Source organism: Kribbella polygonati, from assembly GCF_050320105.1.
GTDB lineage: Bacteria > Actinomycetota > Actinomycetes > Propionibacteriales > Kribbellaceae > Kribbella.
In genome coordinates, this window is the sequence record NZ_CP190129.1 from 7,658,143 (window position 1) to 7,681,643 (window position 23,501).

At 69.2% G+C, this 23,501-nt stretch carries 24 protein-coding genes; 11 read left to right on the top strand and 13 right to left on the bottom strand.

Annotated elements, in window-relative coordinates:
* Positions 1-6: 6 nt before the first annotated feature.
* From ACQHIV_RS36755 to ACQHIV_RS36765, 3 genes are all read left to right on the top strand, one after another.
* Positions 7-942, top strand: coding sequence for a dihydrodipicolinate synthase family protein (locus ACQHIV_RS36755; protein WP_427888933.1), 936 nt, complete (start codon positions 7-9; stop codon positions 940-942).
* Between the two features lie 31 nt (positions 943-973).
* Positions 974-1,684, top strand: coding sequence for a FadR/GntR family transcriptional regulator (locus ACQHIV_RS36760; RefSeq protein WP_427888934.1), 711 nt, complete (start codon positions 974-976; stop codon positions 1,682-1,684).
* A gap of 156 nt (positions 1,685-1,840) precedes the next feature.
* Positions 1,841-2,701, top strand: a complete 861-nt coding sequence (locus ACQHIV_RS36765) for a type IV toxin-antitoxin system AbiEi family antitoxin domain-containing protein (protein WP_427888935.1) — start codon at positions 1,841-1,843, stop codon at positions 2,699-2,701.
* Positions 2,702-2,805: 104 nt separating this feature from the next.
* Here the strand turns inward: ACQHIV_RS36765 and ACQHIV_RS36770 are convergent, their stop codons facing one another.
* The 4 genes from ACQHIV_RS36770 to ACQHIV_RS36785 are packed head-to-tail and all read right to left on the bottom strand — an operon-like array spanning position 2,806 to position 8,106.
* Positions 2,806-4,458, bottom strand: coding sequence for a DNA repair helicase XPB (locus tag ACQHIV_RS36770; RefSeq protein ID WP_427888936.1), 1,653 nt, complete (start codon positions 4,456-4,458; stop codon positions 2,806-2,808).
* Between the two features lie 59 nt (positions 4,459-4,517).
* Positions 4,518-6,800, bottom strand: coding sequence for a helicase-associated domain-containing protein (locus ACQHIV_RS36775; protein WP_427888937.1), 2,283 nt, complete (start codon positions 6,798-6,800; stop codon positions 4,518-4,520).
* Positions 6,797-7,327: a kinase gene (locus ACQHIV_RS36780; RefSeq protein ID WP_427888938.1), complete on the bottom strand. Its 531-nt coding sequence runs from the start codon at positions 7,325-7,327 to the stop codon at positions 6,797-6,799. Before ACQHIV_RS36780 ends, ACQHIV_RS36775 begins: the two co-directional genes overlap by 4 nt.
* A complete protein-coding gene (locus ACQHIV_RS36785; RefSeq protein ID WP_427888939.1) occupies positions 7,324-8,106 on the bottom strand; it encodes a GNAT family N-acetyltransferase in 783 nt (260 codons plus the stop codon). Before ACQHIV_RS36785 ends, ACQHIV_RS36780 begins: the two co-directional genes overlap by 4 nt.
* Before the next feature lie 102 nt (positions 8,107-8,208).
* Between ACQHIV_RS36785 and ACQHIV_RS36790 the strand changes: the two genes are divergently transcribed.
* Entirely contained in the window at positions 8,209-8,976 is a 768-nt protein-coding gene (locus ACQHIV_RS36790; protein ID WP_427888940.1) for an alpha/beta fold hydrolase, read from the top strand.
* Here the strand turns inward: ACQHIV_RS36790 and ACQHIV_RS36795 are convergent.
* Both ACQHIV_RS36795 and ACQHIV_RS36800 read right to left on the bottom strand, forming a co-directional pair.
* Entirely contained in the window at positions 8,966-9,328 is a 363-nt protein-coding gene (locus ACQHIV_RS36795) for a DUF427 domain-containing protein (protein ID WP_427888941.1), read from the bottom strand. The genes ACQHIV_RS36790 and ACQHIV_RS36795 overlap by 11 nt on opposite strands.
* Before the next feature lie 42 nt (positions 9,329-9,370).
* Positions 9,371-10,420 (bottom strand): hypothetical protein, encoded by a 1,050-nt coding sequence (locus ACQHIV_RS36800; protein ID WP_427888942.1) that lies wholly within the window; start codon positions 10,418-10,420, stop codon positions 9,371-9,373.
* Positions 10,421-10,495: 75 nt separating this feature from the next.
* Here ACQHIV_RS36800 and ACQHIV_RS36805 point away from each other — a divergent pair, with 75 nt between their 5' ends.
* Positions 10,496-11,059 carry a TetR/AcrR family transcriptional regulator gene (locus tag ACQHIV_RS36805; protein WP_427888943.1) on the top strand — a complete coding sequence of 188 codons (564 nt, stop codon included), beginning with the start codon at positions 10,496-10,498 and terminating at the stop codon, positions 11,057-11,059.
* Here ACQHIV_RS36805 and ACQHIV_RS36810 read toward each other — a convergent pair.
* Genes ACQHIV_RS36810 through ACQHIV_RS36835 form a run of 6 tightly spaced genes read right to left on the bottom strand, consistent with a single transcriptional unit; the run spans position 11,033 to position 16,286 of the window.
* A complete protein-coding gene (locus tag ACQHIV_RS36810) occupies positions 11,033-11,800 on the bottom strand; it encodes a metallophosphoesterase (protein WP_427888944.1) in 768 nt (255 codons plus the stop codon). The two genes, ACQHIV_RS36805 and ACQHIV_RS36810, sit on opposite strands and share 27 nt — an antisense overlap.
* Positions 11,801-11,819: 19 nt before the next feature.
* Complete coding sequence (locus ACQHIV_RS36815; protein ID WP_427888945.1) at positions 11,820-13,055, bottom strand: Nramp family divalent metal transporter; 1,236 nt, start codon at positions 13,053-13,055, stop codon at positions 11,820-11,822.
* Between the two features lie 60 nt (positions 13,056-13,115).
* Complete coding sequence (locus ACQHIV_RS36820) at positions 13,116-13,724, bottom strand: SIMPL domain-containing protein (RefSeq protein ID WP_427888946.1); 609 nt, start codon at positions 13,722-13,724, stop codon at positions 13,116-13,118.
* Positions 13,725-13,757: 33 nt separating this feature from the next.
* Positions 13,758-14,135, bottom strand: coding sequence for a HEPN domain-containing protein (locus ACQHIV_RS36825; protein ID WP_427888947.1), 378 nt, complete (start codon positions 14,133-14,135; stop codon positions 13,758-13,760).
* A complete protein-coding gene (locus ACQHIV_RS36830) occupies positions 14,135-14,800 on the bottom strand; it encodes a nucleotidyltransferase family protein (RefSeq protein WP_427888948.1) in 666 nt (221 codons plus the stop codon). The genes ACQHIV_RS36825 and ACQHIV_RS36830 overlap by 1 nt, the downstream gene beginning before the upstream one ends.
* 22 nt (positions 14,801-14,822) lie before the next feature.
* Positions 14,823-16,286 (bottom strand): restriction endonuclease, encoded by a 1,464-nt coding sequence (locus ACQHIV_RS36835; RefSeq protein WP_427888949.1) that lies wholly within the window; start codon positions 16,284-16,286, stop codon positions 14,823-14,825.
* A gap of 154 nt (positions 16,287-16,440) precedes the next feature.
* Between ACQHIV_RS36835 and ACQHIV_RS36840 the strand changes: the two genes are divergently transcribed.
* On the top strand, positions 16,441-18,063 hold the full coding sequence (locus ACQHIV_RS36840; RefSeq protein WP_427888950.1) for an AMP-binding protein: 1,623 nt from the start codon (positions 16,441-16,443) through the stop codon (positions 18,061-18,063).
* On the opposite strand, the gene ACQHIV_RS36845 is transcribed toward ACQHIV_RS36840, so the two are convergent.
* Complete coding sequence (locus ACQHIV_RS36845) at positions 17,999-19,165, bottom strand: MFS transporter (protein WP_427888951.1); 1,167 nt, start codon at positions 19,163-19,165, stop codon at positions 17,999-18,001. The two genes, ACQHIV_RS36840 and ACQHIV_RS36845, sit on opposite strands and share 65 nt — an antisense overlap.
* A 50-nt stretch (positions 19,166-19,215) precedes the next feature.
* Between ACQHIV_RS36845 and ACQHIV_RS36850 the strand changes: the two genes are divergently transcribed.
* The 5 genes from ACQHIV_RS36850 to ACQHIV_RS36870 all read left to right on the top strand — a co-directional run bounded on the left by ACQHIV_RS36850 (position 19,216) and on the right by ACQHIV_RS36870 (position 23,470).
* A complete protein-coding gene (locus tag ACQHIV_RS36850) occupies positions 19,216-19,641 on the top strand; it encodes a winged helix-turn-helix transcriptional regulator (protein ID WP_427888952.1) in 426 nt (141 codons plus the stop codon).
* A gap of 131 nt (positions 19,642-19,772) precedes the next feature.
* On the top strand, positions 19,773-21,029 hold the full coding sequence (locus ACQHIV_RS36855) for an MSMEG_0569 family flavin-dependent oxidoreductase (protein ID WP_427888953.1): 1,257 nt from the start codon (positions 19,773-19,775) through the stop codon (positions 21,027-21,029).
* Position 21,030: 1 nt separating this feature from the next.
* Entirely contained in the window at positions 21,031-21,849 is an 819-nt protein-coding gene (locus ACQHIV_RS36860; protein ID WP_427888954.1) for an amidohydrolase family protein, read from the top strand.
* 17 nt (positions 21,850-21,866) lie between these two features.
* Positions 21,867-22,388 carry an MSMEG_0572/Sll0783 family nitrogen starvation response protein gene (locus tag ACQHIV_RS36865; protein ID WP_360379116.1) on the top strand — a complete coding sequence of 174 codons (522 nt, stop codon included), beginning with the start codon at positions 21,867-21,869 and terminating at the stop codon, positions 22,386-22,388.
* Between the two features lie 11 nt (positions 22,389-22,399).
* Entirely contained in the window at positions 22,400-23,470 is a 1,071-nt protein-coding gene (locus ACQHIV_RS36870; RefSeq protein ID WP_427888955.1) for an MSMEG_0568 family radical SAM protein, read from the top strand.
* The last annotated feature ends 31 nt before the right edge of the window (positions 23,471-23,501 follow it).

A 23,501-nucleotide genomic window follows, 5' to 3' on the forward strand; every position in this document is an offset into this window, starting at 1 on the left:
TTTCTCTTGACCGAGTCCGCCCACTTGACCGGCGTCGTACCGCCGCTCGTCACCCCGCTCACCCCGACGTACGACGTCGACACCGCATCGCTGACGCGGCTGATCGAGTACCAGCTGGCCGGGGGTGTGGACGGGGTGTTCGTGCTCGGTACCTCCGGCGAGGGAACGTTCCTGACGGACGAGCAGCGCCAGGTCGTACTGGAGACGACAGTCGCGACGGTCGCCGGTCAGGTTCCGGTGCTGGCCGGTGTCATCGACACCTCCACCAACCGCGTCGCCGCCCACGTCGCGGCCGCCCTGAAGGCCGGCGTGGACGGCCTCGTCGCCACGGCCCCCTTCTACGCCGCCACGCATCCCGCGGAGATCGAACGCCACTTCAAACGCCTTGCAGCTCAGGCCGAGGACACGCCCCTCTACGCCTACGACATCCCCCCGCGCGCCGGCACCAAGCTCCCCGCATCCCTCATCACCTCCCTGGGCGAACAGGGCGTGATCGCCGGAGTAAAAGATTCGTCCGGCCAGGAAACCTCCCTCCGCGAACTCGTCATCTCCCGCCGCGAGAAGCAGCTGGACAACTTCACGATCATGACCGGCTCCGAGGTGACGGTCGACTCGTCGCTGGCCTTCGGCGTCGACGGCGTCGTACCAGGCCTGGGCAACGTCGACCCCGCCGGCTACGTACGGCTCTTCACGTCAGCCGTCGCCGGGGAGGCCGCGGCGGCGCGGGCGGAGCAGGACCGGCTGTTCCGGCTGTTCGACATCATCAAGGTCCCGGACCGGTCCCGGATGGGCGCGAGTTCGTCGGCGCTGGGCGCGTTCAAGGCAGGCCTCTACCTGTTGGGCGTGATCGACTGCCCGGTCACGGCGTACCCCTGTGTTCCGTTGAGCGACACGGAGATCGAGGCGATCCGGCCACTGCTGGACCGCGCCGGATTACACTGAACGGTCCAACGGGGTCCAAGGGAGGCCGGCAGTGACAACGGGTGGACTCAGCCGGGCACGCGGCGCGGCCGGGAACCAGTCCTTCATCCGGGACGCGATGAAGTCGTACATCCTGGAGCGCGGGCTGAAGGCCGGTGATCCGCTGCCGAACGAGCAGGAGCTGATGGCCCAGCTCGGCGTCGGCCGGCACCCGCTGCGCGAGGCGATGAAGGCGCTGCAGGCCGTCGGGATCATCGAGATCCGGCACGGGTACGGCACGTACGTCGGCGAGGTCAACCTCCAGTCGCTGGAGGACGGCCTGGCCTTCCGCATGTCGCAGTCGATGGCCGGCGACCTCCGCGACGTACAGAACGTCCTGGAGGTCCGCCAGGCCATCGAGGTCGGCCTCGCCGACGACGTGGTCGACCACTTCAAGCAGTACGGGTACGAGACCCTCGAGCCCATCGTCGAACGGATGGAAGCCCAGGCCGCCGAGGGCAACTACTTCCCCGACGAGGACTGGGCCTTCCACCAGGCCCTCTACGAGCCCCTCGGCAACGCCCTGGTCATCGACCTACTGTCCGTCTTCTGGCGAACCTTCGCCCAGGTCGACGCCCGCCTCCCCGGCGCCCGCTACACCCCCGCCGACGCCGCCGCCTGGCACCGAGACCTCCTCAGAGCCCTCGAATCCGGCAACCCCACCACCTACGCCACCTCCATGAAGTCCCACTTCAACGGCATCCACACCCGCCTCGGCGAGTAGCCGCGGTACACACCGACAGGACATGTAGCCAACTGCGGCCGGAAAGAGCGCCCGGCTGAGCGGAGATGTCCTGATCAGTGAAGGACATCTCCTGTCGCTCTGTCCCCTGTGGACAACCAAAGCCGCGAGTCGGCCCGGATCAGGCACCATCCACCGATGGAATCGCTCGCGGAGATCCTCGGACGGCAGGGCGGTTGGGCCACCTTCTCCGACCTGACCGCTCTTGTGTCGCGGAAGACAGTCAGCGCTGCCCTCGCGCGCGGAGACGTGCAGCGGGTCGGGCGTGGGATCTACGCTCTGCCTGAGCTTCCGGCCGGCATTGCGGCTGCGCTCTCGTACGACGGTGTCGTCTCGCACTCGAGCGCGGCAGCCGCCATGGGCTTTCCGTTGCTGGTGGCACCGGAGAAGCCGCACGTCATCGTCCCGCCGAACCGCCACTCCCGCCCCGGACCACCTGCTGTTCTGCACTGGGCCGACACAGACACCGACGAGCGCCGGAACCGGATCACGTCTCCACTGCGGACCGTGGTCGACGCCGCTCGCATCCTCCCGTTCGGTGAAGGTCTCGCCGTCGCGGACGCAGCTCTTGCCACCGGCCGGATCAGTCAGGACGAACTGCTGGCGGCGACCGTGGTGATGCGTGGATACGGCTGCCCCAACGCGCGCGCGGTGGCTGAGGCCGCCAGCGGCTTGTCCGGCAGTTTCCTCGAATCCATGCTCCGGGCGCTTCTGATCAGCGCAGGCATCGAGGGATTCGAGCCGCAGGTCCTGGTGTGCGGCGGGTCGTTCCGCGCCCGGGTCGACCTCGGTCATCGGCGTGCTCGGTTGGCCCTGGAGGCGGACAGCTTCGAGTTCCACGGATCCCGTCGGCACTTCACCGCTGACTGCCTGCGGTACGACGAGCTCGTGGCGGCGGGCTGGCTGGTGTTGCGGCTCACGTACGAGCAGGTGATCGGCGACCCCGACTGGGTGGTCGCGATGGTTCGCTCGGTGTTGGCTCAGCGTCTGGCGGGCTGAGGTACACAGCGACAGGAGATGTCGTGCCTGGTCGGGCGACCACGACCGCCGTGGAGCGTGCCGCGGGTCGGGGTGATCCGATATCTCCTGTCGTTCTGTACCTCTCAGGCGAACAGGTTCTCCGCGTCCACGATGGTGTAGGCGTAGCCCTGTTCGGCGAGGAAGCGTTGGCGGTGGGCGGCGAATTCGGCGTCGATGGTGTCTCGGGCGACGATGGAGTAGAAGCGGGCGGTGCGGCCGTCGCCCTTGGGGCGGAGGACTCGGCCCAGGCGTTGGGCTTCTTCCTGGCGGGAGCCGAAGGTGCCGGAGACCTGGATGGCGACCGATGCCTCGGGGAGGTCGATGGAGAAGTTCGCGACCTTGCTGACCACCAGGCGGGTGATCTCGCCGTGCCGGAACGCGTCGAACAGCCGCTGGCGTTCGCGGACCGTGGTTTCGCCCTTGATCACGGGGCATTCGAGGCGCTCGCCCAGCTCGTCCAGCTGGTCGATGTACTGGCCGATGACCAGCAGCGGTTCGTCCGCGTGGTGTTCGGCGATCCGGCGTACCAGCTTGGACTTCGCGGGCGTGGATGCCGCCAGGCGGTACCGGTCCTCGGGCTCCGCGGTCGCGTACACGAACCGCTCGGTCTGCTCCAGGTCCACCCGGACCTCGACGCAGTCCGCCGGCGCGATCCAGCCCTGCGCCTCGATGTCCTTCCACGGGGCGTCGTACCGCTTCGGCCCGATCAGCGAGAAGACGTCCCCCTCGCGCCCGTCCTCGCGGACCAGCGTCGCGGTCAGCCCGAGCCGCCGCCGCGTCTGCAGGTCCGCGGTCATCCGGAAGATCGGCGCCGGCAGCAGGTGCACCTCGTCGTACACGATCAGGCCCCAGTCTCGCGCGTCGAACAGCTCCAGATGCGTGTAGACGCCCTTCCGCCGCGTCGTCATCACCTGGTACGTCGCGATCGTGACCGGCCGGATCTCCTTGCGTGCCCCGGAGTACTCGCCGATCTCGTCCTCGGTGAGCGTCGTACGGCGGAGCAGCTCGTCCTTCCACTGCCGCGCGGACACCGTGTTCGTGACCAGGATCAGCGTGGTCGCGGACGCCTGCGCCATCGCGGCCGCGCCGACGATCGTCTTGCCGGCGCCACAGGGGAGTACGACGACACCGGAGCCGCCGTGCCAGAACGAGTCGGTGGCCTGCTCCTGGTACGGGCGGAGGTCCCACCCGTCCTTGACGAGGTCGATCTGGTGCGCCTCACCGTCGACGTACCCGGCCAGGTCCTCCGCGGGCCAGCCCAGCTTCAGCAGGGTCTGCTTGAGGTGACCGCGTTCAGACGGGTGCACAAGCACGGTGTCGTCGTCCAGCCGCGCGCCCAGCATCGGCTTGACCTTGTTGCTGCGCAGTACCTCCTCCAGCACCGGGCGGTCGGTGGTTACGAGCACCAGCCCGTGCTGCGGGTGCTTCTCCAGCCGCAGGCGCCCGTAGCGGTCCAGGGTCTCGGCGATGTCGACAAGCAACGAGTGGGGGACCGGGTAGCGGCTGTAGCGCAGCAGTACGTCGATCACCTGCTCCGCGTCATGCCCCGCGGCCCGCGCGTTCCACAGGCCGAGCGGGGTCAGCCGGTACGTGTGCACGTGCTCCGGCGCCCGCTCCAACTCGGCGAACGGCGCAATAGCCTTCCGGCACTCGTTGGCGTCCGCATGCGCCGTCTCCAACAACAAGGTCTTGTCCGACTGCACGATCAAAGGACCGTCCGTCACCACAGCTCCCATCCACGACACCCGACCCTCCATTGTGCCTGCTCCCCCCAAACACCCGCCCTCAGGCCGAGTCACTCCACGGGGCGGGCGGCGGAGATTCGGTGTAGGGCGTAGGTGCGGGGGGCTTCGGTGGTGTCGTCGTAGGCCGTCAGCCAGCCGTCGGCGACACGGGCCGGTTCGACGATGCGTTCGGAGGCGTGGCCGTTGTGGTCGACGTACGAGATCCACGTGCGGGTGTGGGCCTCGGCGGCGTTCGTGAGGATCGCGATGGTCTCGGCGGGAGCGGCCGGTTCGACCAGGCCTTCGTCGCCGGGGCGTTCGGCGGCGATGCGGTCGCCGGTGCGGACCTTTTCGATCACGGCCTTCACCTGGTCGTCGGTGAGGTCGAACGCGCTCTCGTTGAAGTCCCGGCTGGTACGGCGACGTGGCGCCTCGCCCCGCCGCGGCGTACCCGTCACATGCAGCGCACCGTCGAACGTCTCTGCCAGCGGAGCCAGCCCGGCGTCCCGCAGCCGGCTGAGCACCACGTCGGGCGGTGACGGCGACACCACGACCGTCGGCGCCAACCGGCGGAAACGCACCCCAGGCAGGTTCGAACTGAGCAGCTGCGTCAGCACGTCCTCGTCGTCACACCGCAGGTACGTCGAAGCCGTGCCCAGCCGCAGTACGCCGTGCCGTCGCGCCACGTCGTCGACGAGGTACGCCAGCGGCTGTGGCACCGGAGTACGCGAGTGTTCCGCCAGCCACGCGTGCAACTGCTCAGCCGTACGCCCTAGGTCGAAAGCACGCCGCACAGAGCTCTCACTGAACCGGTAGACGCCAGCACCACCGTCCGACTCGACATCGGCCATGGCTGACAGCTCGTCCTGCACGGACCGCACCAACGGACCAGGAGCAACAGCCGTGAGGTCTGCCTGCAACAGCACCTCAGAAACCGGCTCCGGCATCAGCGGGCTGATCGCTTCGGCCAGCTCGTCAGCCGTCGGCTCAGCACCGAGCAAGGGCTGGGCGTGCTTCGCCAACGATCCCAACCCGGTCAGCCCGAGCAGGGCCGCCTCGGTGACGCTCCACTCGACCAGATCGTCCCGGAACTGCCCACCACGCCGAGGCCGATGCCACGCCACCCAGGTCACCACGGTCTCGGGAGCAGGCGCCGTACCCGTGCCGGCTTCGGCCAGCGCCTGCAGCGCCAGCAACCGGATCTCCGGTGCCAGCAACCGCTCGAGGTCAGGGGCCAACGCGTTGATGAGCCGCTCGCGCGCAGCCGCAGTACTGCCCGTGCTGTCGCGTCTTCCGATCAGACCGATCGCCCTGAGCCCGGAGAACCACGCAACCACCAGTTGCGCCCACCGATGCGCCAGGTCCAGCTCCAGCCAGTCGTCGTACGCACTGGTGGGCAGCCAGAGCTCACTGGTGCCGACTTCGACCGCAGCGACCAGCCCGGCCGCATAGGCCATTTCCAGCACAGCCGCAGCCGTATGCTCCTCGGCACCGATCTTCCCGGCCAGACTGCGCACTTCCCGGACCCCAACGCCGCCGGTACGCAACACAGGCGGCGGCTCCGTCCCCAGTTGCTCCAACGCACGATCCACCAGCCGGATCACGTCCAGCGCGGCACCAGCCGCAGCCCGGTCCGCGACCATCGCCGAGACCTTCTTGCCGGCCAGCGGCGGCGGCACCGGACGCGTCGACGCCAGCACCCGCCCGCCCCGCAGATGCAGCCCGATCTGCCGCGGCAGTACGACGGTGTTCGGATCCTTCGGTACGACGAGCCCGCGCGCCAGCAACCGCTCCACCGGCGTACGGGCGGACGCGATCGTCACCGGCCGGTCCGCCTTTTCCACCGAACCGGTCGGCGGACCCCACGTCAGCTTCTCCAGTACGGCGCGCGCGTCCGGCCCCGCGTCGTCGATCAGCTTGTCCAGGTCGCCGAAGTGCCGCGTCGTACTCGGACCGAGCCCGGCCGGCGTCGGCCCGAGCAGCTCGTGCACCGCCCGGATCGGCCGCAGATCGTCCTCGGTGCCCCACACCAGCGCCAGCTCGAGCAGCTCGGCGACCCGCGGCCGGACCACCTCGGTCGGCTGCCCGACGCCCTGCGCCAGCGCGTCCAGGTCGACCGGTTCGGGCAGCGCGGACAGCGCCTCCAGCAGGTCCACACCGAACTCGTCGAGCCGGTTGATCGCGCGAGCCGCGGACGCGTTGCTGGTCGCCCGCGCGGCCAGTTGCCCGGTGTCGGCGGGGATCGGCAGCGCGAGATCGGGCCGCCGGCGGAGCAGCTCGCCGAGCGCGGCGTCGTCCCAGCCCCGCAGCGCCTCGGCGAGGGTACGGGGGCGGGTCGGCTCGGTCGTGCTCATCCCTCCAACGGTACGGGATCGTGCCCGAGGTCGGTCAGGATCCGGGCCACGGTCTCGTCCAGCGTGCTGTCCGGCCCGATCACGCTCTGCTCGACACCGTCCAGCAGGTCGCGCTCGCGATACCACTCCCGCATCGCGTCCGGCCCGAACTCGTGGCGGTTGTCCCGGGTTCCATGTCGGACGACTGTCTCTGCGAACGGGATGTCGAAGTAGTAGTGCCAAGTGGTCCCGCGGTGCTCGGCCGTCAATCGCCGGAGCATGTCGCCGTAATGGCCGGTGGTCAGGATGCCCTCGAGCACCACGTCGTACCCGTGGTCGAGGGCGTACCTGACGTTCAGGTCGATCAGCCCGATGTTCAGCCCACCCGGTACGTCGTGCTCGCGGAGCAGGATGCGGCGCAGGTGGTCCTGCTCGACCCACGCCGTACCGCGGCCGAGCCGCTCCCGGAGCATACGGGCGGTGGTGGTCTTGCCGGAGCCCGAGTTGCCTCGCAGTACGACGAGGCGGGTGCTCGGGCTCCCTGTCACTCGGCTGCTCCGGTGTGGCCGATCCGGTGGAAGCCGACGCGCTCGTAGACCGCAGCCACCGCGTCGTCCTCGGCAGAGAGCAGTACCAGGTCCACACCGTTGTCCAACGCGTGCTGAACGAGCGTTGACGTCACGGCTGCGGCCAGGCCGCGTCGCCGGAGCGCGGGCAGCGTGCCAACGCCAACGATCTCGGTAGCTTCGCCAACAGGCTGGTGAGTGCCAGCCGCGACCAGGCCGTCCTCGGTGAAAGCTCCTGCGCCAACGGACACGCCACGGCTGACCCGGTCGCGTAGCGTCGCCACCATCTCGTCTGTGAGCTGGGCGGCCGCAGTGTCGCGCTCAGCAGGCCCTGCGTTCCCTACGGCCGTACCGGACTCGCCAAACGCCAGGTTGACGACAGCCCGTGCCTGGCGGACTACGTCCTCGTCGGCAGACAGGACTTCACAGCGCGCATCAGCCACGGCAGGACGGAAGTCGGCGCGCTCCAGCACCAGCAACGGGTGCTGGACGACCTCGAGCCCGGCAGCCGCCGCGGCGTCGCCCAGCGACGGGCAGGTCTCCACGACCCACTCGAAGCTCAACGGGATGTCCAGCTCGGTACAGCGCTTCCGTACGAGCTCGACATCGCTAGGCTCGATCGTGACCCCGGAACCGGGCACAGGGCGCGCGTAGTACGGCCAGATCGTCGTACTGCGGAACAAGGTGAAGGGACCGACCTGCTCAGCCTCCGCCCCGGACAGCGGGACGGCGTGGAGGTAGTCGTCGACTCTGGTAATCATCGCGAAGCAGTGAACCACCCGGACCGGTCACTCGCCAACGGTTATGTCGAAATCCCGCGGCCGTCTCCGACGTACCGTCCGACAGCTGCCAAGGAGGAACACATGGAGAAAGTGACGTCCGCGGACGGTACGACGATCGCGTACGACCGCGTGGGCACCGGGAGCCCGGTCATCCTGGTCGGTGGCGCCCTGTGCGACCGGAACTCGCACCGCCCGCTGGCCGAAGCGCTGGCGGACGAGTACGACGTCATCACGTACGACCGCCGCGGCCGCGGTGACTCCGGGGACACGGCGCCGTACGACGTCCGGCGTGAGGTGGAGGACATCGCCGCGCTGCTGACGGTGACCGGCGACCCGACCGCCATCTACGGGCACTCGTCAGGCGCGGGGCTGGCCGCGATCGCCGCGGTCACGCTGCCGTTCAGCAAGATCGTGATGCATGAGCCGCCGTACGGCCCGGACGACGCGGACACCGACGACGACGGCGGGCAGGTGATCGAGGCGCTCCGCGAGGGCCGGAACCAGGACGCGGTCGAGCAGTTCCTGCTGATGACGGGCCTCCCTATGGAGGTCGCGCAGCAGGTCGCGGCCACGCCCGGCCTGGCCGACGTCGCGCCGACGTTGCCCTACGACTTCGCGGTCATGGGACACGCCCTCGACCAGGGCGGCACCCCGGTCGCGCTGCTGCGGCAGGTCACTCCGCAGACGCTCGTCCTCGCCGGCACCGCGACCGCGCCGTTCATGATCGACGCCGCGCACCGCGTCGCCGGGATCCTGCCGAACGCGACGTACGCCGACCTGCCCGGCCAGCAGCACGCGGTACCGCCGGAGGCGCTGGCTCCGGTCCTGAAGGAGTTCCTCAGGCGATGATCTCGATCGTCACCTTGTCCGGGTAGAACGCGACGTGCTCCCGGATGTCGGCGACCGCGGCGTACGGCTGCTCGTACGTCCAGACCGCGTTCTCCGCGTCCGGGAGGCTGTAGTAGGAGGCATCGCCCTTGTAGGGGCAGTACGTCTGGTGGTCGGTGCGCTCGAGCTGCGTGAAGTCGACGTCCGCCCGCGGGATGTACTGCACCGCGGGGTAGTTCGCCTCCTGCAGCGACAGCGCGTCCCGGGTGTCCGCGACGACCCGGTCACCGACCTTCACGACGACACGGTCCGGGTTCTTCACCACGGTGATCGGGTGGTCCGGCCCGGGAATCTTCACAGTCTTCTCCGCCATAGACACCCACAACCCCGCGCACCCGCCGGCCATTCCCTGTACTCACGGCTGCGAGATGGTCGCCCCCGCGGCTTCGGCGAGGTCCGGCCCGAGCGCACAGGCCGGCGTGTAGGCACCACGCCGGCCCTCGCCGCGGGCCAGCCGTACGGCGGTCTCGGCGGCCGCGCCCGAGGTGAAGTCCATCGCGTCCTCGGCCCGCAGCCACGCCTCCCGCGTCGTACCGTCCGCCCACGTCACGACCGCGTGACCCCACGAGTGCTCGCGCGGCCGCGGTGCGGGCGTGAACTCCATCGCCGCCATCCGCCGTACGGCGAACCGCTCGAGCGCGGGGATCTTCAGCAGCGCACCGGCCGCGGGCAGGACCGCCCGGACCAGCGGCGCTGTCGGCACCAGACCGCTCGTCGCGACGACGTCCGGCGCCCCGCTGGCCAGGTGCGCCGCCAGCAACTCGCCGGTCGGCGCGCCCGCGGACTTCGCCGTCTGGCCGTCCGGCAACGCGTGCGTCCGCGGCTCGGCAGCCAGTCGCGCCGGAACCAGGACGCCGCCCTGATACCGCCGGCCGCCCGTCGTCAGCCCTGACACGATCGACCGCGCCAGCGCCTCGCCCAGCTGACCCGCCGTGATCGCGACCGACGGCAGCGCGTCCACCCGGACCCGAACCGGCGCCGGCTGATCCGCGCACAGCCACGCGACCACCGCCTCGGTCCCCAGTACGCCGAACCCGGCGCCGGTCACGAACGTACTGCCGCCCGCTATCGCCTCCTCGTGCAGCGCCAGCAGCCGCGGCATCGCGACCAGATCGTTGGCCAGGTCAACGTAATGTCCGCCGGGCAGGCAGGCGCGCGCGATCGGTACGGCGGTGTCGGCGTACCCGCCGATCGTGTTCACCACCACCGCCGGCCGCGCGGCGGCGATCGCGGCGGCCGGATCGGTGGTCGCGACCACCTCGGAGTCGCCGAGCCCAAGGTCCGCAGCCGTCTTCCGGAGTCGCTCCGCACTGCGCCCGACCAGCACCGGCGTACCACCACGGGCCGCCACCTCCCGCGCGATCTCCCGCCCGGTGCGGCCGGTCGCGCCCAGAATCCAGATCATCCCAAACTCCTTATGACTCACAGTGTCATCACTCACGATAACACCCTGAGACATCACGCTTGCTAGACTCCGGGCATGGCGCGATGGGACCCGGGTGCGGAGCAGCGGCTGCGCAAGGCCGCGCTCGAGCTGTACGCCGCGCACGGGTACGACGCGGTCACCGTCAACCAGATCGCCGAGCACGCCGGCCTGACCCGGCGCTCGTACTTCCGCTACTTCCCGGACAAGCGCGAGGTCCTGTTCGCCGGCTCCGAACGGCTGCCGGCCGCGGTGCTCGACGCGCTCCGGGCCGTCGACGCCGACGTCCGCCCGTGGCCCGCCGTACTGCGGGCGGCCGCGACCGTCGGGGAGCTACTGGCCGAACTGGCCGAGGACACCGACGTACGCCGGGCCGTGATCGCCGCCAGCCCCGAACTGCAGGAGCGCGAGCGGACCAAGCTCGCCTCGGTCACCGCGGCGCTGCGCGACGGGCTCGCGGAGCGCGGGCTGTCCGCCGAGGACGCGGCCCTGCTGGCGCAGATCGGGTCGGCGGTGTTCCAGAACGCGTTCAGCCGCTGGATCGACGGCCGCGGGCAGCAGAGCTTCCGGTCCTGCCTGGACGCCGTCGTCGCGTCACTCGGCCGAGAGCTCGACGACTAGGCACGGACCGCCGTCGAAGGCGCCGCCGTCGATACCCAGCACCAGGCCGTCGGCGTACAGGTGCGGGCCGGTGAGGAACTCCGGGTCGATGTGCAGCTGATCGGCGATGATGCTGTGGCCATGCACGATCCGCTTCCCGCCGAGGTGCTGGAGCATGATCCGCGCGACCTCCGGGCCGCTCTCGCCGCGGAACGCGTACCGCGAGGTCATCCGGCGCCAGATCTCCCACCACACCTCGATGTCGTCGGAGTGCAGCTCGGCGCGGGCCTTGGCGTTGATCTGGTCGAGCGTGTCGCCCCACTCGACGTACTCCGCGGTGTCCGAATGCATCAGAAGCTGGTCCGCGTCCAGGCCGAGGAACGGCTGGTCGAGCAGCCAGGCCACCTCGTCGTCGGCGAGCAGTTCTTGGTCGCGGTCCTGGCCGCCGTTCAGCGCCCACGACCGCTCGAAGCTGCGCAGCGTGATGCCGTCGTGCGGGACGAACGTGTCGCCGAACTTGTGCATCCCGAGCGCGAGGATCTCGTGGTTCCCGAGCAGCATCCGCACCGCGCCGTCCGGGGCCTGGCCGATCAGTTCGCGGACATAACGCAGTACGCCGATGCCGTCCGGGCCGCGGTCGAAGAAGTCGCCGAGGAACCACAGCCGGGTGTCCTTGGCGGTCCAGTTGCCGTCGGCATCGGTGAGGCCGGCCGCGTGCAGCGCGGGCTTGAGCTTCTCCAGGTGGCCGTGGATGTCGCTCACGGCGAACACCCGGGTCACGTCAGCCTCGCACGGTCAGCACGATCAGTACGACGTTGAGGGCCGTGACGGCGGTGGCTACCAGGCATGCGGTGAGAGTAGTCGCCCGGCGGTTGACAAGGTCACCCATGACGCGCCGGGATGCGGTCAATCTCACCAGCGGCCAGAGCGCGCACGGGATGCCGAAGCTCAGCACCACCTGCGAGATCACCAGCGCGCGGCTCGGGTCGATGCCGATCGCAAGCACCAGCAGCGCGGGCGCCAGCGTCACCAGCCGGCGTACGGCGAGCGGCACGCGGCGCTGCCAGAAACCGTCCAGGATGACGGATCCGGCGTACGTCCCGACCGAGGACGACGCGAAACCGCTGGCCAGCAGGGCGAGTGCGAACAGCAGCGCCGGGAGGTGGCCGATCCGGTCCCCGATCGCGACGTGGGCCGCGTTGAGCGAGTCGGCACCTGTGCCCTTCAGGGCAGCCGCGGCGAGTACGACCATGGCCAGGTTGACCGCGCCGGCGAGCGCCATCGCCACCGCGACGTCGAGCCGGGTGGCGCGCAGTACCCGCGATTTCCCGTCTTCGGAGCGGATCGCCTTCCAGTGCCGGTCGGTGACCAGCGCTCCGTGCAGCCAGATCGCGTGCGGCATCACGGTGGCGCCGAGCATGCCGGCCGCGAGGACGAGCGACTGGGTACCGTCCAGCCGCGGGACGAGCCCGCCGGCCACGCCGCTCGCCGACGGCCCGGCCTGCGCGGTGGACACGACGAAGCCGAGCAGTACGACGGCGAGCAGGCCGATGATCGCCGCCTCGAACCGACGCTGCCCGCGCTTCGACTGGTAGATCAGCAGCCCGAACGACACCGCGCCGGTGATCACGCCGCCGAGCAGCAGCGGGACGTGGAACAGCAGGTTCAGCGCGATCGCGCCGCCGACCACCTCGGCCAGGTCGGTCGCCAGCGCGACGATCTCGGCCTGCGCCCACAGCCCCGTCGAGGTCGAGCGTTTGAAGTGGTCACGACAGAGCTGCGGCAGCGTCCGCCCGGTCGCGATACTGGCCTTGGCCGCCAGGTACTGCACCAGCACGGCCATCAGGTTCGCGCCGACGACCACCCAGCACAGCAGATACCCGTACGTCGCACCGGCGGCGATGTTGGTGGCGAAGTTGCCCGGATCGACGTACGCAACGGCCGCGACGAACGCCGGCCCGAGCAGCAACAGCCCGGACCGACTCAGTTGCCGCCGCAGCGGGGCCGGTGCGTACATGAGAGAAGTCTGTCTGACGGAACCCACCGCGCAACCCCTGTGCGCGATTTGAGACGCCCGTTACGCCCAGGCGAACGTCACGTGCAGCGAAACCTCGACCGTGTGCTCACCTGGCGTGATGTTCAGGCTTGACTCGTACGGCTTCGAGGCCATCATCCGGACCACGGGGACGTCGTCCGGACGGTGTGTCTCCGACACCGTTGTCACCCCACCGAGCGAGTACCCGGCCAGCCCGGCCAGATGCGCCGCCTTCTCCCGCGCCTGCTCGAACGCCAGCTCGCGGGCCCGCACCAGCAGCGCCGACTTGTCCTCGATGTCGAACTGCATCCCGTGCAGCCCGAGATCGTTGCCCGCAGCACCGACAGCCGCGTTCAGCAACGCCCCGAACCCGGTCAGGTCCTTCGTCTCCACCTGAATCGTGTGCGCCGCCCGGTACGCCGGCGGCGCACCCGGCTCCCGGTAGTCCTGGTACACGTTCACCGCACTGGTCCCCAACTGCTCAACACCCTGCGCGCGGAGTGCCGCCGTCACCGCATCCGTACGCTCACCCACCTTCGCAAGCGCAGCAGCAACATCAGCCTCCGAGTGCTCCACAGAAAACGTCACCCGCAACACATCCGGCGTACCACTGACCTGCCCTGACCCGACAACACTCACCCCTGTGTCCATGCCCGCCAGTCTTGCATCGCCACCAAGCTCGAGTCAGTTAGGTGTGACAGCCACTGCTGTTTCGAGCAGGCGGGCTGCCCACTCGATGCTCTTGGTTGCGTCCGCGGCGGAGACCGACGCGGTCTGGTACTGCGACTTGGACTTGAGCCTCAGCAGCCGGGACAGGGTCGTACTGCAGTCCCGGCCGGTGGCGCCGGCACTCTTCAGTTCTGCGATCGCCTCGGCGTGGTTTTCGGACTTCTTGCTCCGGCCGGTGAGCGCGAGGCAGATCGCGTCCTTGGAATTGATGCCTGACGTGACAGCGTTGGACGCTGCTGCGTTGTAGAGCTGGAGGTCGTTGGTCAGCTCAGCTGCTTCGAGGAACTCGCGGGCCTTTGCCAGGTGGGCTCGGGCTTCGTCGAGTGCTGGCACTAGCCGGCCTTTCGCTTGAGGGCTTGTTGTGGGGAGGTGCCGGCGATGGGCACAGCGTCCCGTCTGAGTTCCGTCACCAGGCGCGCTCGATGACCGATCATGTCCTGGATCTCTCCGGCGCTGTACTCGACGACCTCGCACGAGTTGCCGGACCACAGGCTTGCGTGCGCCGCGAGTGATTCGACCTGTTCGAGCCAGGTCGGGTCCGAATCGTCGACGGAGTCCGGCCGGACGACCAGGAGGTCCAGGTCGCTGTCGGCGTCGCCCTGTCCGCGAGCTGTCGAACCGAACAGCCAGACCGCTGTCGCAGGTATCGTCCAGGAGTCGGCCTCCGCCTTGATTCGTTGGAGAAGTACGTCGCGGAGCCGCGCCAGCTGATCGATTGCCTCAGCTGCTACGTGATCCCGGTTGAGCGTGTACAGCCGAGCACGCCCGGCCGGCTCCGCCAGGACGACGCCGTTGCTGACCAGGTCGTCCAGCACTTTCTGTACACCGCTCGGGCTTGCGGGCGAATGCAGCAGTCCCGCCACCGCGCGTCCGGTCAGTGCACGATCGGTGCGCGCGAGGACGCCGAGAATCCGGCCGTGGAGTCCCGGGACGACACTGGAAACCGGCTCTGAGAAACGCATGCAAATCACCCCTCCATTGCCCACTATATCAGGCATATGGCCACTTTTTAGAACATAGTTAACTCGCCCTACGAACGATTCGGGCGGGGATGTCGTGTAGGTGGCAGAGGGAGAGGAGGGCGGTGCCGTCGATGAGTTGGAGGGGTTTGCCGTTGGCGAACTGGTAGCTGGTGGGGCCGAAGCCTGAGGTGGTGATCAGGATGCCCTTGGTGGCGCCTGCGTCGACGACGGTGCCGAAGAGGTCGCGGACGGCGGATGGTGGGACTGTGCGGGTCCAGAGCTTGGCCTGTACGACGAACTTGCCGCCGGTGATCGGGCGTGGGTCGTACGCGACGCAGTCGGTGCCGCCGTCGGTGCCGCGGCGGAACAGTCTGGTTTCCAGGCCCATCCGGGTCAGCAGGTTGTGCACGAGGTGCTCGAACGACTCGGGGCTGAGGTCCAGCAGGTTCGGGCGGGCGTCGATCTCACTGATCACGTCCACCGCCTCCACGATGCGCGGGTCGGTCAGGTCGAACTCCAGCACCGGTTCCACGGGCTGCAGTTCCTCCGGGTGCCGGGAGACCTCAGCAGCGAAGTAGTGCCGTACGCACGCCACCGGGTCGAGCTGGTCGAGTACCAGCGCCTGGTACTGCTCCCGGGTCGCCCGCAGCGTGATGAGGCACGGCCGTACGGTCTGACCCGTCGTGAGGTCTACCGACTCCACCATGCCGTTGAACACGACCGTCTCGACCACGCCGTACCGGTCACTGCCAAAAACGAGGTGGAGCGCGCGCAACGCGAGCTGGGCGACCAGTTGTTGGTAGAGCCGTCGTAGCTCGACAGGGTCTCGTGGCACCGCCAGTACGGCGTCCAAGGAGCGGTCATAGCGGTACGACGCCTCAGCAGGTACGACGCTGACGTCCGGGAGGTCCCACTCGACCGCGAGCAGCGTCGACTCGGGCACGTACCCGATCTTGTGGCGCCGCGGGAAGTCCAGCGGCTCGGGGTGACTGTCCAGCGCCTTCGTGAAGTACCGCGTCACGGCCGCACGGTCCCGGCCTTCCACGGCCCGTTCGTACGCGTCGATCCGCGCATGCTGTTCCGCGGTCGTCTCGTCGAGCCGGCGCTGTCGCTCGACCTGCTCCCGCAGTGCCTTGGCCACTCGCCCGCGGCGGGTCTCTTCGGCGGCCCGGTGCCGTTCGATCGCCTCCGCGAACCGGTCCTCCGCGTCGGCGAGCCGGCGCGCGAACCTGCGCTCGGCGCCCCACCACCGGAACCGGCCCGGCGGGTGGGGCACGAACGCATCCCAGACAGGTCCGGGATGCGCCTCGAGATCGGCCGGCGACACGGTCGGCGGTGCCCGGCGTGGTGCCCGTTTCAGGGTCTGCAGATCGGTACCGTGGACAGCGACCGCGAGTGCACCGGCGAGGACGTTCTCCAGCGCCTGGACGTGTTCCCGCACCGCAGCGGTACGTTGCGCCGCCTCGGCTGTGCGGCCGGGCGGACGGTCGCTGCGGGCATGACCTTCGGCAGATCGGCCCATCGCCTCACACCTCTCTCCTCCAATGTAACGGTCCAACCACGCTGCGCGACCGAATGTGACGGAGAGTTGGTAAGGACATTGCTTGCCGTCCACCCCCTGTTTCCTGCCGCACGTGCACTTGCAGGGGCTTGGAAGTCAGGTGACGATGACAAACATGAGCCTTCCGTCGTACGCGTCCGGGGTGTCCGAGGTTCCGTTGCTGGGTGAGACGATCGGCGCGAACCTGAGACGGACGATCGCGGCGTACGGCGACCACGAAGCGCTGGTGGAGGTCCAGACCGGAAGACGCTGGACGTACGACGAGTTCGGTGCGGAGGTCGAACTCGTGGCCCGCGGCCTGATGGCGCGCGGGATCGCGAAGGGCGATCGGGTCGGCATCTGGGCGCCGAACCAGGCCGAGTGGACGATCACGCAGTACGCCACCGCGCTGATGGGCGCGATCCTGGTGAACATCAACCCGGCGTACCGCACCCACGAGCTCGCCTACGCGCTGAACCAGTCCGGTGTCCGATTGCTCGTCTCGGCGACCGAGTTCAAGACCAGCAACTACCGCGCGATGGTCGACGAGGTCCGCCCGAACTGCCCGTCGCTCGAGGAGACCGTCTACCTCGGCACCGGCGACTGGGACTCGCTCCGCGACGACGCCGACCGGATCACTGTCGGCGAGCTGAACGCTCGCGAGGCCGAGCTGGCCTTCGACGACCCGATCAACATCCAGTACACCAGCGGTACGACGGGCTTCCCGAAGGGCGCGACGCTCAGCCACCACAACATCCTGAACAACGGCTTCTTCGTCACCGAGACGATCGCGTTCACCGCCGACGACCGGCTCTGCATCCCGGTGCCGTTCTACCACTGCTTCGGGATGGTGATGGGCAACCTCGGCTGCACCACGCACGGCGCCTGCATGGTGATCCCGGGGCCGGCGTTCGACCCGGCCGCGACGCTGCAGGCCGTGCAGGACGAGCGGTGCACCGGGCTGTACGGCGTACCGACGATGTTCATCGCCGAGCTCGGCCTGCCGAACTTCGACGAGTACGACCTGAGCAGTCTGCGGACCGGAGTGATGGCCGGGTCGCCGTGCCCGGTCGAGGTGATGAAGCGTTGCGTCGCGGACATGCACATGGCCGAGGTCGCGATCTGCTACGGGATGACCGAGACGTCGCCGGTGTCCACGCAGACCCGCCGCGACGACGACCTGGACCGCCGTACGTCGACCGTCGGCCGGGTGATGCCGCACGTCGAGGTGAAGCTGGTCGACCCGGCCACCGGCCTGGTCGTCGAACGGGGTGAGCCGGGGGAGCTGTGCACCCGCGGGTACTCGGTGATGCTCGGGTACTGGGACGAGCCGGACAAGACCGCGGAGGCGATCGACCAGGCGCGCTGGATGCACACCGGCGACCTGGCGACGATGCGCGACGACGGGTACGTGAACATCGTCGGCCGGATCAAGGACATGGTGATCCGCGGCGGCGAGAACGTGTACCCGCGGGAGATCGAGGAGTTCCTGTACACGCATCCGTCGATTGCGGACGTCCAGGTCGTTGGGGTCCCCGACGAGAAGTACGGCGAGGAGCTGTGTGCCTGGATCAAGCTGAGGCCTGGGGTCGAGCCGCTGGACGCCGACGCCGTACGGGCGTTCGCGACCGGGAAGCTGGCGCACTTCAAGATCCCGCGGTACGTCGTGCTGGTGGACGACTTCCCGATGACGGTCACGGGCAAGATTCGCAAGGTCGAGATGCGGGAGAAGTCCGTCGAACTGCTCGGACTGAGCTGACCAGCGCACCGAGGCCGAACGCCGCGCCGAGCAGGCAGACGGCGGTCCATCCGGCGCGTTCGTACAGCGCCGTCGACGCGATCGCCCCGACGGCGCTGCCGAGCGAGTAGAAGACCATGTACGCCCCGATCAGCCGGCCGCCGGAGTGCGGGCGGTAGATCATGCTCTGGTTGGTGACGTGGATCGCCTGGACGGCGAGGTCGAGGAGGACGGCACCGATCGCCAGCCCTACCAGGGAATGCGCCGTCACCAGCCAACTCGTTGCCAACAGCACCGAAGCTCCCACGGTGACCGCGGGCCCCCACCCCCGATCGGCCAACCGCCCCGCCGGCGCGGCCGCCAACGCCCCCGCTGCCCCGATCAACCCGAACGCCCCGATCTCGGTATGCGACAACCCGCGCTCGCTCAACGGCAACGCGATCGAAGTCCACAGGGTGCTGAACGAAGCGAAGCTGAAGAACGCCCGACCAGCACTCTCCCGAAACAGTCGCTCCCGCCAAAGCCCAACAGTAGAACGCAATAGCTCGCCATAACCCAACCTCGGCTGGTGGTGCGGGGTGCGGCGGCTGAAGAGCATGGTGATTGCCAGGCAGGCGGCGCAAGCGGTCAGGTAGGCGGCTCGCCAGTTGAGCAGGTCGGTGAGGAGGCCGGAGGTGGTGCGGGCCAGGAGGATGCCCAGGACAACTCCGGTGGTGATGGTGCCGACCGTACGGCCACGCTGGGCAGGGTCGCTCAGCGCGGCGCCGTACGCGACCAGCGACTGGGTGACGACCGCGAGCGCGCCGACGAAAGCCAGCCCGATGAACAGCATGAGCGCGTTCTGCGCGAGCCCTGTCACCAGCAGCGCGATCGCCAGCAGCGCGAACTGCAGCCGGATCAGTCGCCGCCGGTCGAGGAGATCGCCCAACGGGACCAGGAAGAACAGCCCGAGCGCGTACCCCGCCTGCGTGACCGTCACGAAGCTGCCGACCGTACCGGCGGCGATCCCGAGGTCCTGCCCGATCGTCACCAGCAGCGGCTGCGCGAAGTACACCGTCGCCACCGCGACACCGGCGGCGACCGCGAGCAGCGCCCGCTCACCCACTCCAAGATTCGGTTGCATCTTGCCACCGTAAGAGATGTTGGTAGCATGTTGCAACCAGGAGGTGTGGAATGGTCAAACGCACCAGACTCGACGACGAGAGCTGCCCGGTCGCCCGCTCGGTGGACGCGGTCGGCGACTGGTGGTCACTGCTGATCGTCCGCGACGCGTTCGACGGCAGCCGCCGCTTCGGCGACTTCCAGCGCAGCCTCGGCGTCGCGAAGAACATCCTCACCGCCCGCCTCAGATCCCTGGTGGACAACGGAATCCTCGACCACACCGACCGCGACTACACCCTCACCACCAAGGGCGAGGCACTCTTCCCGGTGATCGTCGCACTCCGCCAGTGGGGCGAGACCTTCGCCTTCGAGCCCGGCGAACCGCACTCGCAGTTGCTGGACCGCCGGCAACACCGGCCGTTGCGGCCCCTCGAGGTGCGCGCCGCCGACGGCCGTCGCGTCACTCCCGACGACACCGAGGTACGCAAACTGCCCTGATGCGTGGTTACCCACGCGAAACACCGGCGGCCGATTCGGAAACCTGAGTTTGTTCCGGGGGCAACAGCGGGGCAATCGGACGGTTCTTCACTGGAACACATCCAGGACGGACCGAAACCCCGGGAGCCGGCATGCAACTCATCGACGGTGCGCACCATCCCGTCGTCGTGATCGGCGGCGGCCAGGCGGGCCTCGCGACCAGCTGGCAACTGCGACAGCACGGCGTGGATCACCTTGTCCTGGAGGCGGATCGGGTCGGCAGCGAGTGGCGGAACCGCCGCTGGGACTCGTTCTGCCTGGTCACACCGAACTGGCAATGCCGGCTGCCGGGCTTCCCGTACGACGGCCCGGATCCGGACGGCTTCATGATCCGCGACGAGATCGTCGGCTACCTGGAGAACTACCGCCGGGCGTTCGACGTACCGATCGTCGAGGGCGTCCGGGCGACGCGGCTCGAGGCCGGGTTCCGGATCGGCACCACCGCCGGCACGATCACGACCGGCCAGGTGGTGGTCGCGACCGGTCCGTACCAGTCGCCCCGGATCCCGCGGCTGGCCGAGCGGATCCAGGTCGTGCAGCTGCATTCCTCGCAGTACAAGCGTCCTGAGCAATTGCCGCCCGGTGACGTCGTCGTGGTCGGCACCGGCCAGTCCGGGTGCCAGATCGCCGAGGATCTGCACCTGGCCGGGCGGACCGTCCACCTCGCGACCGGTACGGCGCCGCGGGTGGCGAGGCGCTACCGCGGTCTCGACGTGGTGACCTGGCTGGATCGGATGGGCTACTACCGCAAGGGGATCGACGAGTTCGACGACGCCGACGCGGTGCGCCTGCGGGCGAACCACTACGTCACCGGCCGCGACGGTGGACGGGACATCGACCTGCGGAAGTTCGCCCGGGAAGGGATGCGCCTGTACGGCCGCCTGCTCGACGCGGACCGCGACACGCTGCACTTCGCCGACGATCTGCAGCAGAACCTCGATCACGCGGACGCCGTCTCGGAAGGAATCAAGGACGCGATCGACGCGTACGTCGCCGCCGAGGCGATCGACGCGCCCGAGGAGGCCCGGTACGAGCCGGTCTGGCAACCGGAGAACACGCCGGAATCGGTGTCCCTGCAAGGGATCGCGGCGATCGTCTGGAGTACCGGCTTCACGCGGGAGGACAGCTGGATCCGGCTGCCGGTGTTCGACGGCCGGGGACATCCCGGCCATCGGCGTGGAGTGACGAACGTACCGGGCCTGTACTTCATCGGACTGCCGTGGCAGCACACCTGGGGATCAGGCCGCTTCGGTGGTGTCGCGGACGATGCCGAGTACCTGGCCGAACGGATCGTCGAGCAGCGGGCCGGTGTGCACTGGATCGCGGGCGTCCATCGGACGGTGGCCTGAGATGCGGGTCTGCGACGCCCACCGCCATCTCGGCGTACTCCCGGCGTACCCCTTCTACGGCGGCCCTCCGGTCAACCCCGACATCACCGCGCGGGCGACGGTCGACGAGCTGATCGCGGACCTGGACGCCGAGCGGACCGACCGGGCGCTGGTGATCCCGAACTACGGCGTCCCCGACGTCGCGGTCTCGTTCGGCTTCAACGAGCTCGTCGTCGAGGCGGCCGCCCGGGACGACCGGATCCGCGCCGGCCTGTGGGTCTCGCCCCGGCCGCAGGACGCGGAGCTGACCGCGAAGGCGCTGACCCTGGCGGCCGAACCCGGCGTACGGGCGCTGAAACTGAGCTTCCTGCTCGGCGGTCACCCGACCGACGACGCCGTCCGCCCGCAACTGGACGAGATCTTCGCGACCGCGCGCGCCCACGGTCTCGTCGTGCACGTCCACACCTCACCCGGCGCCGCGTCCGACATCGACCACATCGGTCACCTGGTCGAGACGTACGCCGATCACGTGCCGCTGCACCTCGTCCACTTCGGTGGCGGGATGAGCGGCCACATCAAACTGATCGGCTCCCGGTTCTTCGACTGGATCGAGGCCGGCAAGCGGATCTTCACCGACCTGTCCTGGGCGATCGGTTTCGCCCCGGGTTGGCTGGCCGCCGAGATCGAACGCCGCGGCACCGGGCACGACCGGGTGCTGTTCGCCAGCGACCAGCCGTGGGGCGACCACGCCGGCGAACTCGCCCGGCTGCGTGCCGCGATGGGCGACGGCGAACTCGCCGACCACGTTTTCCACCGCACCTTCTCCCACCTGTACGACTGATCCAAGGAGCGAACGACATGCCCGAAACCGCCGAACTGACCGACCTCGAGACCAAGAGCCTGGAGGAGATCCCGCATCCGTCGCTGCCGCAGGGCTCCAGCATCTACGGCGGCACCAAAGTGTTCCCGGACTACCAGGCCGAGGACGGCGAGACGTACTTCACGCTGGTGCACGGCATCGCGCACGAGTCCTCGGTGAGCTTCGTCGCGATCCTGCAGGCGACCCGGGCGCAGCGGAAGGGGTTCGAGTCCGCGATCTACTTCTACGGCCCGGGTTCGCTGAACTGCCTGGCCACCCGCGGCTTCCCGACCACCGGGAACTCGGCCTTCCCCGGTGAGCACAACATCAACGAGTCGCTGAAGACGTTCATCGCCGAGGGCGGCAAGGTGTACTGCTGCCGGTTCGGGCTCTCGCTGCACGGTGCGCGCGAGGAGGACCTGATCGAAGGGGTCATCCCGACCCACCCGCTGGACGTGCAGGACGCGCTGATCCATTACGCCCGCAAGGGCGCCATCATCAACTCGACCTACATGTTCTGAGGCGATCCATCATGAGCGTAGGCGCCGAAGAGGCCCTGGCGGTCCGGTCCGAGATGGCCGTGTACGGCGTTCAGGTGGACGCACCCGTCCGGCGCAGCAAGGGCGCGGGGCCGAGCGGCGACGGGCACCTGGTCATCGACGGCGCCAACGCGACCCTCCCGATCGTTGCTGAGAGCCCCTATCAGGTTCGCGACGGTGCGGTGTTCCGCAACGGGCTGGAGCTCGGGTTGTCGGTCGAGCCGGTCCGCCGGCCGCGGTTCTACGACCTGACCACGGCCGACGGGATCCCGTACCGCCAGATCGCCTTGCTGCACGGCAAGGATGTGCTGGCGACCACGGTGGTCCAGACCTGCATTCGGTACGACGAGTCGACGCGCTGCCGGTTCTGTTCGATCGAGGAGTCGTTGCGCGCCGGGGCGACGATCGCCGCGAAGACGCCCGCCCAGCTGGCCGAGGTCGCCGAGGCGGCGGTCCGGCTCGACGGCGTCACGCAGATGGTGATGACAACCGGTACGACGACCGGCCGGGACCGTGGCGCCCGGAACCTGGTCCGGTCGGTGCAGGCGGTCCTGGCCGCCGTACCCGGGCTGCCGATCCAGGTGCAGATCGAGCCGCCCGGGGACCTGTCCGTACTGACCGAGCTTCGCGACGCCGGTGCGACGGCGATCGGTATCCATGTCGAGTCGCTGGACGACGCGGTCCGGCGGAAGTGGATGCCGGGGAAGTCGACCGTGACGCTGCAGGAGTACGAGGCGGCGTGGGACGAGGCCGTGCGGGTGTTCGGGCGGAACCGGGTGTCGACGTACCTGCTGATCGGTCTCGGGGAGGATCCGGACGAGTTGGTCGCGGGAGCGGGCCGGTTGATCGAGCGCGGGGTGTACCCGTTCGTCGTACCGCTCCGCCCGATGCTCGGCACCCTCGCCCGGGCTGATGGAGTGACGGCCCCGGATCCCGCCGTGGTCCGTGATGTGACGGCCCGGGTTGCCGCGCTGCTCGCGAAGGCGGACATGCGGGGCGCGGACCAATCCGCCGGGTGTGCGGCCTGTGGTGCGTGCAGCCTGTTGTCGGCGGCCGGCGCATGAGTACGACGGCCGGCCCCGCGGCGCTGGTACA